This window comes from Cupriavidus basilensis (assembly GCF_029335485.1).
Classification (GTDB): domain Bacteria; phylum Pseudomonadota; class Gammaproteobacteria; order Burkholderiales; family Burkholderiaceae; genus Cupriavidus; species Cupriavidus basilensis_E.
Genome location: NZ_JARJLM010000371.1, coordinates 19,569 through 33,544, shown reverse-complemented (window position 1 = coordinate 33,544; position 13,976 = coordinate 19,569). Strand labels below are relative to the sequence as shown.

Below are 13,976 nucleotides of genomic sequence, written 5' to 3'. Positions count from 1 at the left end.
TGCCGCGCGCGCGAGGCGGGGCGGCGGGGCAAGCTGGGGAATAAGCGGTACATGGAGGGCGACCAGTCACTTTTTGACAGGCGCCGATGCTAGCGAGCCCCCCGCGTGCAAAGCTGACAAGTTCTGACATCGGCTGACGCTGCGCGCGAAAACGGCATTTTTGCGTCTCATGCTCCACTCTTGAGGTGGGGCGAAAACCATCAGCGGGGCGGGAGAAGCAGCGCGGTTCGAGCTGGCTGTTCATGCCGGCAACAGGCGGCAGGGAAGTGTCCCGCGAGCTGCTGCCAGCTGCACCGCCATCACTGCCAGGGCCCGACGACACTTGGGCACGCGACGCTGTGCCTGCGCGGCCAAGGGCCGGCATCGCGCGCGGCACGCAGGGTCAAAGCCCCTCTCTGTAGGGATGCCCAGAGCGCACGTCGATAGGTAGCATTCGCTTGCCCCACCCATGCTTCACATCACAAGCGGAGGAAATATGCGCAAGCTTGGTCTCACCTTGACTCTCATTACTTTGTGGGCTGCCGGGCCGACGCACGCCGGGCCACTGGAGGACGTGCAACGACTCGTTGCAAAAGCCAGTGCAGCACCGGTCACGTTTTCTGATGGCACAAGCCAGTGGATTGGCAACCCTTTCGTTTACCGCACGTCCAATGGGAAGGCCATCATCGTCAAGGCGGCGGACCTGAAGCTCGATACTGATGGTGCCTCAAAGGAGATCCGGGCTTGTGACAACACGTCTGCCGCCGGCACCGCTCTTCCAGGTCCAAAGGGAAAGCCGACGGACGCAAACATCACGCCATATTTTGTCTTGCCTGGGTGCGCCGATGCCGCAAATAAAGCGGCTTGCAAGGCTCCTTACAAGCAACTAGGCATGCAACTGGGCGACCTGGCAACCGTGATTTCCGGGGACAAGATTGCATTTGCTATTGCAGCAGACTCGGGGCCCGAGAAGAAGTTTGGCGAAGGGTCGATCCAACTACATCGCCAGCTAGGTCACGAGGTCGTAGGGAAAGTCGCAGGCAGACCCAAGTGTGCGGCGAATCGCTCGCTGGCGAGCGAGACTTACCTGGTGGTCTTCCCAGGCTCCAACAAGACATGGCTGCCGAACGACCGGATTCAGCAAGAAGCCGGTGCGCTCTGGAACGGCTTGCTGTCTGAAGAGGCTGAGGCAAAGTAGGTCCTGCGGATAGCTGCTTCGGCAGTCTGGCGCCGAGGATGGCGTCTGTATCCGACCGGCACCGCGGTTTGCCGTGTCAGACGATGCCGTCCGCGACAGGGCGTTGGACCGCTATGTCGTCCAATGCCCTGTCGGCGGTGCAATAGCGAGGCCATTCTGAACCAGGAAGGAAGGCAGGCAGCAGGCGAATTCGGTGCAGCGGAATCGGAGCCTCTCTGGCCACAAGCCCGGCATCCCGCTTATCCCGCTTCTGCAAAACTGATCTAACGCTTCATCTCCAGACCTGCCTCATGGATATGCTTGTGACCACGCACTCGGCGCATGCCGCGACGACTCACCGCACAGCGATTTGATCAGCGTTTCCCTTTAGCAGGAGGGGCTGATGTAGTGCCCTGCCCAAACCTCGCAATGTGAGGGCAGCCATGACAGTCGCAATGGAATCGGGGAGTTGCCGCGCGCACGCGTCCGCCAGCGTAAAGTTGTTCCGCTTCGAGAAGCAACGTTGGGGGACCGCGCCAAAGCGGGGGCTACGGTCAGGCCTCCCTCAGGAGGATAATGAGCCACCCACAATGGCTCATGTCCTTCGATCCTCGACCGGCGATCTCCGCCACTCCAAGTGGCAACGATGCGCCATTGCGCCGTGGCCGTTCATGAAATGCGCGGCAGGCTATTGGCCACCGCGGGCCTCTGCAAGTGCAACCGTCAAATGCTGCACCTTCTTTTTCAACTGATCGCGCTCTTCTGTGATCTGTGCAACCAATAGTGTCAGGCGGTGAATTGCAAGTTGATCGGGTGTGGCGTCGCTGGGTGGGGGTGCCGGTTCGGGCTTGGGTGGCACGCGGGCCTCGCGCACCTGCCTCGCCACCTGGCGCAGTTCCTTCTTGCCTCCAGCAACGGCCGCTACCTGCTTCTCGCCAGGCAAGGAGGCCACGGCAGCCGCAGCGTTGATGGAAATCACGCCCGCCTTCACTGCGCTGACCAACTCCGGCGCAGCTGTCTTCTGGATTTTCTCGATCTGACCGAGCGTCGCACTGCTCACCCGCGCTGTGCGGGCAACAGCCTCGCGAGTCAACACTGGATCGGCGCCGGATTGCGTGGCGACTTCGGCCCCGGCAGGCTCTGCGGAACAACGCTGGGCTTGCGCTTGTGCCAGACGCGCGGATACGATTTCCTTCTTCCGCAGTGCGAGTATGCCTCGTTGGAAATCCGATACGCTGCGCCGCCCGAGGTGATTGTCGATCATCCACAGGTGCACATCGTCCATCGACTGGAACGTCTGGTTTTGCACCGTATTGAAAGGGATTCCGTGCTCCTGGCAGATGCTGTAGCGGTTGTGTCCGTCCACCAGGAGATCGCCCCACAACACCAGCGCATCGCGGCACCCTTCCGAGAGTAAGCTGCGTTCGAGTGCCGCGTATTCGCCTTCTGTAAGTGGATCGATGTAGGCGCGGAGGTCTTCGTTGATGGTGATCGTCATGGGTCAAATGAAAATGGAGGCACGGTAGTGTACACACTGCTGCCGTCTTCAAGCTGTGGGGCAATCCTGCAATCTTCAGCGCGCCGCTCCAAAATGCCGTACGTTGCTTTGCACGCCATACTTCCATGTCTGCTTTGGGACTCGAAGCGCTCGGTGTACTTGGGGCGGACTGGCGGGATGCCAAACGTCAGGCCCACACGGCCACGAAAGCGCTCCGGGAGAGGAGAGCAAGCGCCGGGCCGAGGCTCGCCAGCGGCTGCTGTAGGCGTTGCGTACCCAATTCTCGATGGACCTCGAGCGCACCCCGGGCAGGTCGCGGTAGCACAGGCGCAGGGAGTGGAGCGGCAGGCAGGCGGGGCGGAGGGGCAGGGCGGATGTCGCCGGATGCGCCGGGTAAAGCCGCCTGAAACCCCACTTTCGGAAAGCGAAATTGGCGCCAGCGGTGAAATCGCCGATGCTTGGAGCCTGCCAAGCGGAGCCGTCGATCCGGCGCGCCGCTCCCGGTCCGCATAGAACAAAGAAGGAGACACGGCATCATGATGCAAACGCGCACCGTCGGCGACCTAAAGGTCACCCGTATCCTCGAATATGCGGGTCCCACGCACGATCCGGCTTTCCTGTTCCCCGACATCGACCGCTCGGTCCTGGATGCGAATGCCGGCCTGATGGCGCCGCACCACTGGATACCTCACATGAACAAGCTGATCGTGACGATCCAGTTCTGGGTGGTGCATGCGGGGAGCCATATCATCGTCGTCGATACCGGCGTGGGCAACTTCAAGCCGCGCGCGGGCATCGCGCGCATGAACATGCTCAACACGCTGGTGCGCGAATGGATGATCGCGGCCGGGGCACCGCCGGAGAAGGTCACCCATGTGGTCATGACGCACCTGCATGCCGACCACGTCGGCTGGAACACCACCTGGCAGGACAACCGCTGGGTGCCCACCTTCCCCAACGCGCGCTACTACCTCCCCAAGGACGACTTCGTTTTCTGCGAGCAGGGCCGCAACAAGGAGCCGGGCGTGGTGGACGTGTTCGGCGAATCGTTCTTCGACAGCGTGATGCCGGTGGTCGACGCGGGCCTGGCCGAGATGATCGATCCGGGGCGCGAGATCGCCGATTGCCTGCAGGTAGAGGCCGCTGCCGGCCACAGCCCGGGGCAGGTCGCGTTCCGGGTCCGTTCGCACGGCGAGGAGGCAATCTTCTGCGGCGACATCCTGCACAGCCCGCTGCAGATCGTGCGCCCGGACCTGAACTCCGGCTACTGTATCCGCCCCGACCTTGCCCGCAGCACCCGCCTGGCCTTCCTCAACCAGGCCGCCGACAGCGGCGCGCTGGTGCTGCCGGTGCATTTCGGCGAGCCGTATTGCGGCTACGTGCGGCGCCAGGGTCAGGGCTTCCGCTTCGAGCCGGCGGGCTGGTAGCCCACGACGGCCGGGCTGCGCGCTGGCACCCGCTCCATGGCGCCAGGTCTCTCCCGCATCGGGGGTATCATCCCCACTACACGATTGAGCCGCGAGACCATGCTGCATGGCTGTTCCCTTCGACATCACCGACTTCCGCCTCTTCGTCAACGTGGCGGAAACGCGCAGCCTGACCCGTGGCGCCGAGCGTTCGTTTCTTTCAGTGCCGGCGGTCAGCAACCGCATCAAGAACCTCGAGGACACGCTCGGCGTACGCCTGCTGGAGCGCTCGCCGCAGGGCGTGGCGCTGACGGCGGCCGGCGAGGTCTACCTGCAGCACGCGCGCGTGGTGCTGGCCGAGCTGGAGCGGCTCACCGGCAACCTGCAGCCCTTCACCGCAGGCCTGAGCGGGCAGGTCAAGCTGGTGGCCAACACCACCGCCATCACCGAATACCTGCCGCCGGTCATCGGGGAGTACCTCGCCACCCATCCGGATGTGCGCATCGACGTGCGCGAGCGCCTGAGCGATGACGTGGTGCGCGTGGTCCGCGAGGGCGGCGCCGATCTCGGCATCATCTCCGGCAATGTGCCTACAGCAGGCCTGCAGGCAGTGCCCTTCGTCAAGAGCGCGCTGATCCTGGTCGCGCCGCTCGGCCATCCGCTGCTCGCGGAGCCGGCCGTGTGGTTCGAGCAGTCGCTCGAGCATGCCTTCGTTGCCTTGCTCGAGGGCAGCGCCTACCAGATGTTCCTGACGCGCGCCGCGGGCGCGCTGCACAAGCCCATGACGATCCGCGTGCACGTGGCCAGCTACGACGCCACCTGCCGCATGGTGGCCGCCGGTGCCGGCATCGCCATCGTGCCCAAGGCCGCCTTCGCGCGTCTCAGGAGCGAGCAGCGCATCGGCTGCAGCGACCTGCGCGATGACTGGGCCGTGCGCACCTTCCAGGTCTGCGCGCGCGATCTGGAGGGCCTATCCAGCTTCGCGCGCGAGTTCGCCAACCGCCTGATCGGCCATTACGCGCCCGCCGGCGGCGCGGGCTAGCCGCGGGGGCGGCAGGCCACCTCTCACGCTTCCTGCACGCCCAGGGCGCCTTCTCGCCGCCTTCCTTTCACCGTTCGCCGTCGCCCTCGGCACGGCGCGCCAGGCCCTTCGCCGTTCGCCGCGTGGCATGAGCGCACCTTGCCGAAGGCTTCCCGCCAGCCCTTCACTACGGCTCTGGCCCAGTGCTTAACGCAGTGCTAAGGGTGCTTGCAAATCGCGAAATTGTTCGGCCGGCAGGTGCATGGCAACCTTGCCGTACCCGATAACAACGACGCGAGACATGATCGACAAGCTCTACGCAACGGCGCGCGAGGCGGTAGCCGACGTGGCCGACGGCGCCACCATCGCCATCGGCGGATTCGGCGGCGCCGGCATGCCCGACGAACTGATCGACGCCCTGATCGAGCAGGGCGCCAAGGATCTCACGGTGGTGAGCAACAACGCCGGCAACGGCGATACCGGCCTCGCCGCGCTGCTCAAGGCGCGCCGCGTACGCAGGCTGATGTGCTCCTTCCCGCGCCAGCGCGATGCCTATGTCTTCGAGGCACTGTACCGCGCGGGCGAGATCGAGCTGGAAGTGATTCCCCAGGGCACGCTGGCCGAGCGCCTGCGCGCAGCCGGCTGCGGCATCGGCGGCTTCTATACGCCGACCGGCCACGGCACGCTGCTGGCGGCAGGCAAGGAAGCGCGCCGCATCGGCGCGCGCGACTACGTGCTCGAGTATCCCATCCACGTTGACGTGGCCCTGATCAACGCCGCGGCAGCCGACCGCTGGGGCAACCTCGTCTACAACAAGACCGCGCGCAACTTCGCGCCCGTGATGGCGATGGCCGCCACCACCACCATCGCCGCGGTGACGCGTGTGTGCGAACTGGGCGAGCTTGACCCCGAGGCCGTCGTCACGCCCGGCATCTTCGTCAAGCGCGTGGTGCTGCGCGACGGTGCCTGCGCGCTGCCGATGCGCCGGCTGGAAGGCGCGGCGGCAAACCTGCAGGCGGGCGCGAAGGCAAGCGCACACGCAAGCGCACAGACAAGGTGAGGCAAATGGACCAAGTGGCAAGAAACCTGCTAGCCGCGCGCGTGGCGCGCGACATCCCCAACGGTGCCTACGTCAACCTCGGCATCGGCCTGCCCACGCTGGTGGCCAACCATCTGCCGCGCCACCGCGAAATTATCCTGCACAGCGAGAACGGCGTGCTGGGGCAGTGGTCGGCCGCCGAACCCGGCCAGGAAGACTGGGAACTGATCAACGCCGGCAAGGAAGCGATCCGGCTGGAGCGCGGCGCGGCCTTTTTCCATCATGCCGACGCCTTTGGCATGATGCGCGGCGGCCATCTCGACATCTGCGTGCTTGGCGCCTTCCAGGTCTCGGAGCGCGGCGACCTCGCTAACTGGCACACCGGCGCGCCCGACGCCATCCCCGCGGTGGGCGGCGCCATGGACCTGGCCATCGGCGCCAGGCAGGTGTTCGTGATGATGGACCACCTGACCAAGGACGGCGCGAGCAAGCTGCGCCGCCAGTGCAGCTACCCGCTCACCGGGATGGCATGCGTGAGCCGCGTGTACACCGAGCTCGGCACCTTTGCCATCGGCCCGCAAGGGGTGTCAGTCATCGAGATCGTTGGCGACATGTCGCCGCAGGGGCTGCAGTCGGTCACCGACGTGGCGCTCGACTTCACGACCATGGTCATGGCCGAGTACGCCTGAGCATCGGGCGGGCGGCGCGCGCGACAGCGGGACCAAGACAAGACAAAACAAAAGAGTCAGAACAGACAGGAGACGACAATGACAGGTTGGTACAAGGCTGGGAACGCCCAGCAGAAGAAAACGTTCTGGGCCTGCTATTCCGGCTGGGCGCTGGATTCCTTCGACATGCAGATGTTCAGCTTCCTGCTGCCCGCGCTGACCGCGGCGTGGGGCCTGAGCAAGGCCGAAGTGGGTGTCCTCGGCACCGTGGCGCTGGTCGTCACCGCTATCGGCGGCTGGGGCGCCGGCATCCTCAGCGACCGCTACGGCCGCGCGCGCATCCTGGTGTTCGCCATTGTCTGGTTCACGTTCTTCGGCGTGCTTGCCGGCTTCGCGCAGTCGTACAACCAGTTGCTGGTCGCGCGCACGCTGCAAGGGCTGGGCTTCGGCGGCGAATGGGCCGTCGGCGCCGCGCTGATGGCCGAGGTGATCGACCCCAAGCACCGCGGCAAGGCCATGGGCTTCGTGCAGTCCGGCTTCGCCCTGGGCTGGGCTCTGGCGGTGGTGGTGGCCACGGCGCTGCTGGCCTGGCTGCCGCACGACCTGGCCTGGCGCGTGGCCTTCTGGAGCGGCGTGATCCCGGCGTCGATCGTGCTCTTCATCCGCCGCCATATCAAGGACTCGGCCATGTTCGAGCGCGCCAGGCAGAGCCGCATGCCGCGGGCCTCGCTGGCCTCGGTGTTCAGCCGTCAGTACGCGCGCTCGCTGATCCTCTCAAGCGTACTGGTGATCGGCCTGCAGGCCGGCTGCTACGCCATCCTGATCTGGCTGCCTTCGTTGCTCGCCCAGCGCCAGGTGGCCGCGTCCTCGATGATCGTCACCGTATTCATCATGTCCTTCGGCTCGTTCTGCGGCTTCGCCGTGGCCGCAGACCTGGCCGACCGCATCGGCCGGCGCCCCACGCTGATCGGCCTGGCCGTGTGCGCGTGGATCGTCACCGCCAGCTATATGCTGCTGCCGCTCGACCCGGTGCTGGCCGCCGTGCTCGGCTTCCTGGTCGGCTTCTCCGCGATTGGCATGTTCGCCGCGCTGGGGCCTTTCCTGAGCGAGCTGTTCCCCACCCACGTGCGCACTACCTGCATGGGTTTCGCCTACAACGTCGGCAAGTCGGTAGGCGCGGGCTCCGTCGTCGGCGTCGGCGTGTTGTCCACCCACATCGGCCTCGCCAACGCCATGGGCGCCTTCTGTCTGGTGGCCTATGCCATCGCCGTGTTCGGCATCCTGCTGTTGCCCGAGACGCGTGGCATCGCCATCGAGCACATCGGCGCAGCGGAAGGTGCCCATGCCGCGGCACCGCTCGCCGAGCCCGCGCGGGCGCATACTTGACGCGCGGCGCCGGCAGGCGCGCGCCACACAGAACTGATCCATACCAAGAGGAGACGCGATGATCCGCATGCTGTACCTGCTGGTGAAGCCAGAAGGCATGTCCGATGCCACCTTCCGCGCCGAATGCCGGCGGCACTACGACATGTCGCACGACGTGCCGGGCCTGCACAAGTACGAGGTCCGCCTCGTCGCCGAGCAGCCCACCGACACCCACGTGCCCTTCTTCGACATCGGCCACGTCGACGCGATCGGCGAATGCTGGTTCGAGAACGAAGCGGCCTACGCCACCTATATGGCCTCCGACATCCGGAAGACGTGGTTCGAGCATGGCAAGACCTTCATCGGCCGGCTCAAGCCCTTGCGCACCGAGACGGTCGGCGGCGATGGCACGGGCTGAGCTGGACCGGCCTCCACGGTCCACTACCGGGCGGGCCCCGAAATCACCTTCAAGGAGACACCGTGCTTTACCATGTGCATATCGACGTGAAGATCCCCGACTCCCTGCCGGTCGAGCAGGCCGATGCCATCAAGGCCGCCGAGAAGGCGCGTGCCATCGAGATCCAGAAGTCCGGGAAGTGGCCCCACCTGTGGCGCGTCGTGGGCCGCTACGCCAACGTCAGTATCTTCGACGTGCAGAGCAACGATGAACTGCACGCGCTGCTGTCGTCGCTGCCGCTGTTTCCCTATATGACCATCCAGGTCACGCCGCTGGCGCAGCATCCGTCGGCGATCTGATGGCGGCGGGGCGCGGGGACGTCACCGAGATTATCGTGATCGGCCGACGTCCCCTGCAAGGCTACGACGATCCGCGCCTCAACGTTGTCATCACACCGCATCTGGAACGTCTCCAGGCTGTAGGCGACGCGCTCGCTGGTGTCGATGCCTGTTTCTTCTGTGCGGGAGTCTCCTCCTTCGGCATGTCGGAGTCCGCATACCGCGCGGTGACCTACGATCTCACGCTTCATGTCGCGCAACAACTGCTTGCTCGCAATCCGCGCATGACAATGGTGTATGTGTCCGGAGCCGGCGCAGACAGCAGCGAGAAAGGCAGCACGATGTGGGCCCGTGTTCGCGGTCAAACGGAGAACGCCTTGCGGCGGCTGCCGTTTCGCCAGGTGGTTATCTTCCGGCCTTCCGCAATCATTCCTGAAGACGGCATCGCGTCGCGCACCAACGTATATCGGTGGATGTGCATCTTGCTGAAGCCGATGCTGACCATGCTTCGGCGTCTCTCCCCAGAGAGTGTTCTGACCACGCAGATCATCGGTGACGCCATGCTCAACGCCGTACGACACGGCGTGCCACATGCCATCCTGGCGCCTGCCGACATTCATCGATTGGCCTCCTCACCGGCGTGATCGGCATGTGCGGCCGTGAATCGGCCGGTGATGACGGTCTGAACACAGAATGCAAGGCTACCTTCCCAGTGTCGTGCTTACCGGAGCCGCCGCGCTGGACATGGATCGGAACTCCGTTGGCCATCGATACCAGAATGAGAGATCACGCCAGCGGTGTGTCGGCGAGATGCTCGAGGAGCAGTGGCGAGATCCGGTCGGCCCCACGCCACCAGGCCACCCCAGTCGTGCGCAACCAGATGCAAGCGCTCGATGCCCAGTTGGCCGGCGAACACCAAGGCGTCCGGCCGGAGGTGCCCGGAGGCGCAGGATGCGATGTCCTTGGGGGCGTCAGCGGCGAATCCGCGCTGGTCGACAGCAACCGCTCGATAGCCCGCCCCGCCGAGCGCGACCGGCACCTCGTGCCAGCAGTCGGCGCACTCGGGCCACCCGTGCAGCAGCAGGACGCATTCGCCACGCCGCGGACCTGCAGCGAGAGCCGTATGCGTATTTGGCTCGGAGACGAGTGACAGCGTCTCAAGCGCAGAGTGCGAGGTGGACGAGGCAAGGCAGGTCATCGGTGTAGCACCAATCGGGCGGTTGTGTGGACCATGTTCGTCGGGGCCAATTGGCTTGGGACGTGTCGCCCGATCAGGTTGATCTCGGGAGTCTGATTGGCCTTGCAGTTGTCTCGATAACGGGCCAGGGCCGAGCGCCAGGTCTCGATGTATGCAACCTCCCCGGCTTCGTTGAGGAAGTGCAGTTCTCCGGTCGACACAACCAATGCCATGCCGACTTGAGCAGGATCTTGCCGCTAACCGGGGTGAAGGGGATCCAAGGGGAGGATTTGCCGCTGATATGAACTGTGTCGATCGCGGAAACTTCGTTGAGGACTTGCGTGGCTTCTGCTTTCATTGGGGAGCGTCTCCGTTTGGTCAAGGTTGGGATAGGACGGGCACTGCAGTGGAAAGGTGCTCGATATCCAGTGGCTATTAAAAGGGCATCGGCGACCAGAAACTTGACCTACGCTGCCTCCATTTGTACTTTGCGCGCCAATGTCTTCTTTCCAAAGGTGCGGGCTGTATACGGAAGTGGCGCCTCTCTGGGAGGGAGCGACGACATATGCGGGCAAGATCGCTGTACCCAGGTTTCGAGCGGGCCGGTCCTGAGCGGCCGGGAATGGGTGCCTCAGTCATTCAACGCCCCATCTTTGGATGACCCAAACTGGCCGGAAGCGGTCAAAGAGGGGAGTCTTGGGCCCAGGCGTGCCTGAAACTCCACATGGCTGCCAGGGACGGCCATCCCGGTAAACTGCATTGGAATCAAAGGGCTCCTATTTGGGCCACTTCACGTCGACTTCCTGCAGCAGATGGCCGGTCTGGATGTAGTCCCCAAGTTTGGCGCCTTTTGCTTCGACGGCCTCAAATTCAAATGCTGGTAAGCCGCCACTTTGGGGATTTCGAATATGTAAGCAACATTTTCGTATATTGGCTGACGAGATTTGGGAGGACAATTCCAGTTCACGGAACTTCATAAGAGCGACATGCAGGAACTGTCCGGTTCAACTTTCGACGACTTTCGCGGTATTCGGTTTGTGCTCACGGATATGGACGAAACCCTCACCTATCGGGGGCGTCTTTCCGCCGCGACATACGCAGCACTGGAAAGGTTGCAGACCCTCGGCATACAAGTGATACCTGTCACGGCCGCGCCCGCGGGTTGGTGCGACCAGATGGCTCGGATGTGGCCGATCGATGGTGTGATCGGGGAAAACGGTGGAATCTTCCTGAGGCGCAGTCCGGATGCTCATGGCGTAGTTCGCCGGTATTGGCATGCAGTGGAAGCGCAAGCTGAAGTCGCGACGCAATTGCAGCGCATTGCGCATACAGTGAAGGCAGCAGTGCCGGAGGCGGTTATGGCCGATGACCAGGCGTTTCGCTTGACCAGTATTGCCTTTTCCCGAACCTACGATCCTTCGGTTGACAAGAAAATCGTTGATGCCTTGCGGGAAGCTGGTGCTAACACGACGGTCAACAATCTGTGGATCCTGGGTTGGCTTGGCGGGTACGACAAGCTGTCGATGACGCGCCGTGTCATGCGCGAAGCTTATGGCGTCGACATCGATGCGAAGCGAGACGCGATTCTCTACACGGGCGACTCGACAAACGATGCTCCTATGTTTGCCTTCTTCAAACATACCATCGGCGTAAGCACGGTAAGAGAGCACTTGTCGGATATTCCGGTCCCACCGGTATGGATCACGGATGGTCCTGGGGGCCGTGGCTTCATCGAGGCAGCAGACGCGGTCATCAGGTCTCAACGATAGTCGGAGTCAATGTAGTGGTAATGCTCTCCGCGCAGGGCGGCGTCCCTAGCCGCAACCTAGGCGCGCATCAAGCGCGTGTGAGGTCTGGCGAGCGATGCGCCACGCGGCGTCGGGCGATGCGGGCGATGCAGGAGCACAGAATTGTCGATGCAGCGCATCCGAGCCAGGCCGCGCATCGTCAAGTAAAGGGCGCCGTCGCTCGGGACGCCCATCTGCACGCCATCGATCTCCGCCTCTTTGACCGGGAAAAGTCCGGATTGAGTGTGCTGCCCGGAAAGGCTGTTTGCGAGAATCACGGATGAGCGCGACCCGTACACTGACCGCGCGCGCAGCCGGGACTCCGTCACTGCCATATCACGCATACAGCCAGGAGGGCGGTTCCTGGCCCGCCCCGCGTTGGTCAGGCCGCAGGCGTTGGTATCTGCGCTGCCCTGGACAGCACGCGGACGGATACCGGCTCATCGCGGCCCCGCAGGCGGGCGGCAAGGTGCGGCAGGCCCGAGGCTGAAACGCCGGCATGGTGGAATACCTGATCCGAAACGATCGCCTCGCACGCCATCTCCTTTGTCAGCTGCTCAAGTCTCGAGGCCACATTCAATGGATCGCCAATTGCGGTGAATGTGACATGCTCGCGGAATCCGATCTCGCCCACGACGGCACGGCCGCAATGCAATCCAATGCCAAACCGGATTCTTGTTTGCAACTGCTGCTCGAGCACGGCGTTGAGCTCGTCAATCTTCGCCGCCACCAACGGTACCGCGCGGAGCGCCTGTCGACAGGCGGCCGACGGCTCGCTGCTCAAGCCAAATATGGCGAGCACGGCGTCTCCCATGAACTGGTTTGGGAGACCGCCCTCCTGGACTACCGCGGAGCAGACCGCGCTCACGAAGCGACTGACCACGAATATGCTGTCGAACGGCAATTGTGCCGCGGCAAGCCTTGTCGAATCCCGCATGTCCACGAACATGAACGCCGCGAACCGCTCTTGCGGCATGACTTCCTGCTGGCGCCGCTGCAAGAAGGCTGTCGATGCTGCCGGGGGTACCAGTGGCCACACGGAGAGATCATGGGTGGGCCGCAACTGGCAGGCCAGGCGCAATGTCTGCGTGTCAGCGCCGAGCCGTTCCAGAACGCGATGCTCCGCCCCGGCAGGGGCCGGCAGCGGAACATCGCTGAGCACACGCACCCGGCACAGCGTACATCGGGCACGACCACCGCAGCTGCTGGCATGGGGAATGCCGGCCATGCGGCTTGCCTCGAGCACCGAAAATCCGAGCGGCGCGAATACTGTTCGCCCGTCCGGGTACGTGATGCGGAACCGCCCGCCCCGGCGCTCCCGGACCGTGCGCGCGAGTCGCGCGGCCAGCACCAGCAGCAGCGCACCACCATCGAAGAGCAGGAAATCGTTGCGCAGCCCGGCAAGCCAGAGATTCTGCGGCCCGGTTCCGACGGTCGTCGGCCGGATCGCGGCGGCGCGCCAGACCGGGTCCTGCGCAAGCGCAACCACCTCACGTCCGCCTTGCAGGAAGCCCAGTAGCGCGAGCATGGGGAGCAGGACGGCGGCGCTCGTCAGCACGCTCCGCCATGCCCCGAACCACGGTTTCAATCGCAGCCAGAACCAGATGCCGTAGCACCCATGCAGCCAGGCGACCACCAACAGCATCAACTGCACCCGCGCAAAGAAAGGGGAATCGATCCAGAACGCGTACAGCACCTGGGCATAACCTTTGTCCAGGCCGAACTCGGCAAAGGCAATCCGCGTATTTACAACATGGTTGGCCAGCAGCGGCGGTATGCACAAGCCGAGCACGAGTTGCGCTACTTCACCCGGGGTCCAGTGCAAGGAGCGCCGTTCGTACAGAGCCCACAACCCCAGGAAGAAATGCGTCGCCAGTGCGGAGTACAGAACGACCGTTCCAACCCATCCCTGCCAGATGAACTTCTGCACCAGCAGATCCCGCTCCAGCCATGCGAGCGAAATATTCCCGAGCGAGTGGTTCAGGAGGTGCGTGCCGACATAGCAGAACAGCACCATGCCGGTTGCCAGCCGGACCGATCGCACGCCGGCTGGCCACAACCAGCGAAAAGAGCGAAAGTGTGACATGCGCGACTCTCCACATACCCCGACGGCCGCAATCTGGC

General features: G+C 64.1%; 13 protein-coding genes. 10 read left to right on the top strand and 3 right to left on the bottom strand.

Annotated elements, in window-relative coordinates:
- Positions 1-475 precede the first annotated feature (475 nt).
- Complete coding sequence (locus tag P3W85_RS22260) at positions 476-1,177, top strand: glycoside hydrolase family 75 protein (protein ID WP_276266366.1); 702 nt, start codon at positions 476-478, stop codon at positions 1,175-1,177.
- A gap of 667 nt (positions 1,178-1,844) precedes the next feature.
- On the opposite strand, the gene P3W85_RS22255 is transcribed toward P3W85_RS22260, so the two are convergent.
- A complete protein-coding gene (locus tag P3W85_RS22255) occupies positions 1,845-2,654 on the bottom strand; it encodes a hypothetical protein (protein ID WP_017224261.1) in 810 nt (269 codons plus the stop codon).
- Between the two features lie 536 nt (positions 2,655-3,190).
- Between P3W85_RS22255 and P3W85_RS22250 the strand changes: the two genes are divergently transcribed.
- The 8 genes from P3W85_RS22250 to P3W85_RS22215 all read left to right on the top strand — a co-directional run bounded on the left by P3W85_RS22250 (position 3,191) and on the right by P3W85_RS22215 (position 9,532).
- Complete coding sequence (locus P3W85_RS22250; protein WP_276266365.1) at positions 3,191-4,081, top strand: MBL fold metallo-hydrolase; 891 nt, start codon at positions 3,191-3,193, stop codon at positions 4,079-4,081.
- A 106-nt stretch (positions 4,082-4,187) separates the two neighbouring features.
- Positions 4,188-5,102: a LysR family transcriptional regulator gene (locus tag P3W85_RS22245; protein WP_276266364.1), complete on the top strand. Its 915-nt coding sequence runs from the start codon at positions 4,188-4,190 to the stop codon at positions 5,100-5,102.
- Between the two features lie 280 nt (positions 5,103-5,382).
- A complete protein-coding gene (locus P3W85_RS22240) occupies positions 5,383-6,141 on the top strand; it encodes a 3-oxoacid CoA-transferase subunit A (protein ID WP_017224258.1) in 759 nt (252 codons plus the stop codon).
- Between the two features lie 5 nt (positions 6,142-6,146).
- Positions 6,147-6,809, top strand: coding sequence for a 3-oxoacid CoA-transferase subunit B (locus P3W85_RS22235; protein ID WP_017224257.1), 663 nt, complete (start codon positions 6,147-6,149; stop codon positions 6,807-6,809).
- Between the two features lie 78 nt (positions 6,810-6,887).
- Positions 6,888-8,174: an MFS transporter gene (locus P3W85_RS22230; protein ID WP_276266363.1), complete on the top strand. Its 1,287-nt coding sequence runs from the start codon at positions 6,888-6,890 to the stop codon at positions 8,172-8,174.
- Positions 8,175-8,232: 58 nt separating this feature from the next.
- The gene (locus P3W85_RS22225) at positions 8,233-8,571 is read left to right on the top strand and encodes a 4-methylmuconolactone methylisomerase (protein WP_017224255.1); all 339 of its coding nucleotides are present in this window, start codon (positions 8,233-8,235) and stop codon (positions 8,569-8,571) included.
- Between the two features lie 62 nt (positions 8,572-8,633).
- Entirely contained in the window at positions 8,634-8,909 is a 276-nt protein-coding gene (gene catC, locus P3W85_RS22220) for a muconolactone Delta-isomerase (RefSeq protein WP_017224254.1), read from the top strand.
- Positions 8,909-9,532, top strand: coding sequence for a semialdehyde dehydrogenase (locus tag P3W85_RS22215; RefSeq protein WP_276266362.1), 624 nt, complete (start codon positions 8,909-8,911; stop codon positions 9,530-9,532). The genes catC and P3W85_RS22215 overlap by 1 nt, the downstream gene beginning before the upstream one ends.
- Positions 9,533-9,609: 77 nt before the next feature.
- Here the strand turns inward: P3W85_RS22215 and P3W85_RS45580 are convergent, their stop codons facing one another.
- Positions 9,610-10,086 carry an alpha/beta fold hydrolase gene (locus P3W85_RS45580; protein ID WP_430869595.1) on the bottom strand — a complete coding sequence of 159 codons (477 nt, stop codon included), beginning with the start codon at positions 10,084-10,086 and terminating at the stop codon, positions 9,610-9,612.
- Positions 10,087-11,051: 965 nt separating this feature from the next.
- On the opposite strand from P3W85_RS45580, the gene P3W85_RS22210 reads away from it, so the two are divergent.
- Complete coding sequence (locus P3W85_RS22210; RefSeq protein WP_276266361.1) at positions 11,052-11,834, top strand: HAD-IIB family hydrolase; 783 nt, start codon at positions 11,052-11,054, stop codon at positions 11,832-11,834.
- Between the two features lie 400 nt (positions 11,835-12,234).
- Here P3W85_RS22210 and P3W85_RS22205 read toward each other — a convergent pair whose 3' ends face one another.
- Positions 12,235-13,938, bottom strand: a complete 1,704-nt coding sequence (locus P3W85_RS22205; RefSeq protein ID WP_276266360.1) for an adenylate/guanylate cyclase domain-containing protein — start codon at positions 13,936-13,938, stop codon at positions 12,235-12,237.
- Between the last annotated feature and the right edge of the window lie 38 nt (positions 13,939-13,976).

What these genes read in the sequence shown, in the direction of transcription:
- P3W85_RS22235 (WP_017224257.1), top strand. Translation starts at nt 6,147, where the DNA reads ATGGACCAAGTGGCAAGAAACCTGCTAGCCGCGCGCGTGGCGCGCGAC.
- P3W85_RS22245 (WP_276266364.1), top strand. Translation starts at nt 4,188, where the DNA reads ATGGCTGTTCCCTTCGACATCACCGACTTCCGCCTCTTCGTCAACGTG.
- P3W85_RS22240 (WP_017224258.1), top strand. Translation starts at nt 5,383, where the DNA reads ATGATCGACAAGCTCTACGCAACGGCGCGCGAGGCGGTAGCCGACGTG.
- P3W85_RS22205 (WP_276266360.1), bottom strand. Translation starts at nt 13,938, where the DNA reads ATGTCACACTTTCGCTCTTTTCGCTGGTTGTGGCCAGCCGGCGTGCGA.
- P3W85_RS22210 (WP_276266361.1), top strand. Translation starts at nt 11,052, where the DNA reads ATGCAGGAACTGTCCGGTTCAACTTTCGACGACTTTCGCGGTATTCGG.
- P3W85_RS22230 (WP_276266363.1), top strand. Translation starts at nt 6,888, where the DNA reads ATGACAGGTTGGTACAAGGCTGGGAACGCCCAGCAGAAGAAAACGTTC.
- P3W85_RS22255 (WP_017224261.1), bottom strand. Translation starts at nt 2,654, where the DNA reads ATGACGATCACCATCAACGAAGACCTCCGCGCCTACATCGATCCACTT.
- P3W85_RS22250 (WP_276266365.1), top strand. Translation starts at nt 3,191, where the DNA reads ATGATGCAAACGCGCACCGTCGGCGACCTAAAGGTCACCCGTATCCTC.
- P3W85_RS45580 (WP_430869595.1), bottom strand. Translation starts at nt 10,086, where the DNA reads ATGACCTGCCTTGCCTCGTCCACCTCGCACTCTGCGCTTGAGACGCTG.
- P3W85_RS22215 (WP_276266362.1), top strand. Translation starts at nt 8,909, where the DNA reads ATGGCGGCGGGGCGCGGGGACGTCACCGAGATTATCGTGATCGGCCGA.
- P3W85_RS22225 (WP_017224255.1), top strand. Translation starts at nt 8,233, where the DNA reads ATGATCCGCATGCTGTACCTGCTGGTGAAGCCAGAAGGCATGTCCGAT.
- P3W85_RS22260 (WP_276266366.1), top strand. Translation starts at nt 476, where the DNA reads ATGCGCAAGCTTGGTCTCACCTTGACTCTCATTACTTTGTGGGCTGCC.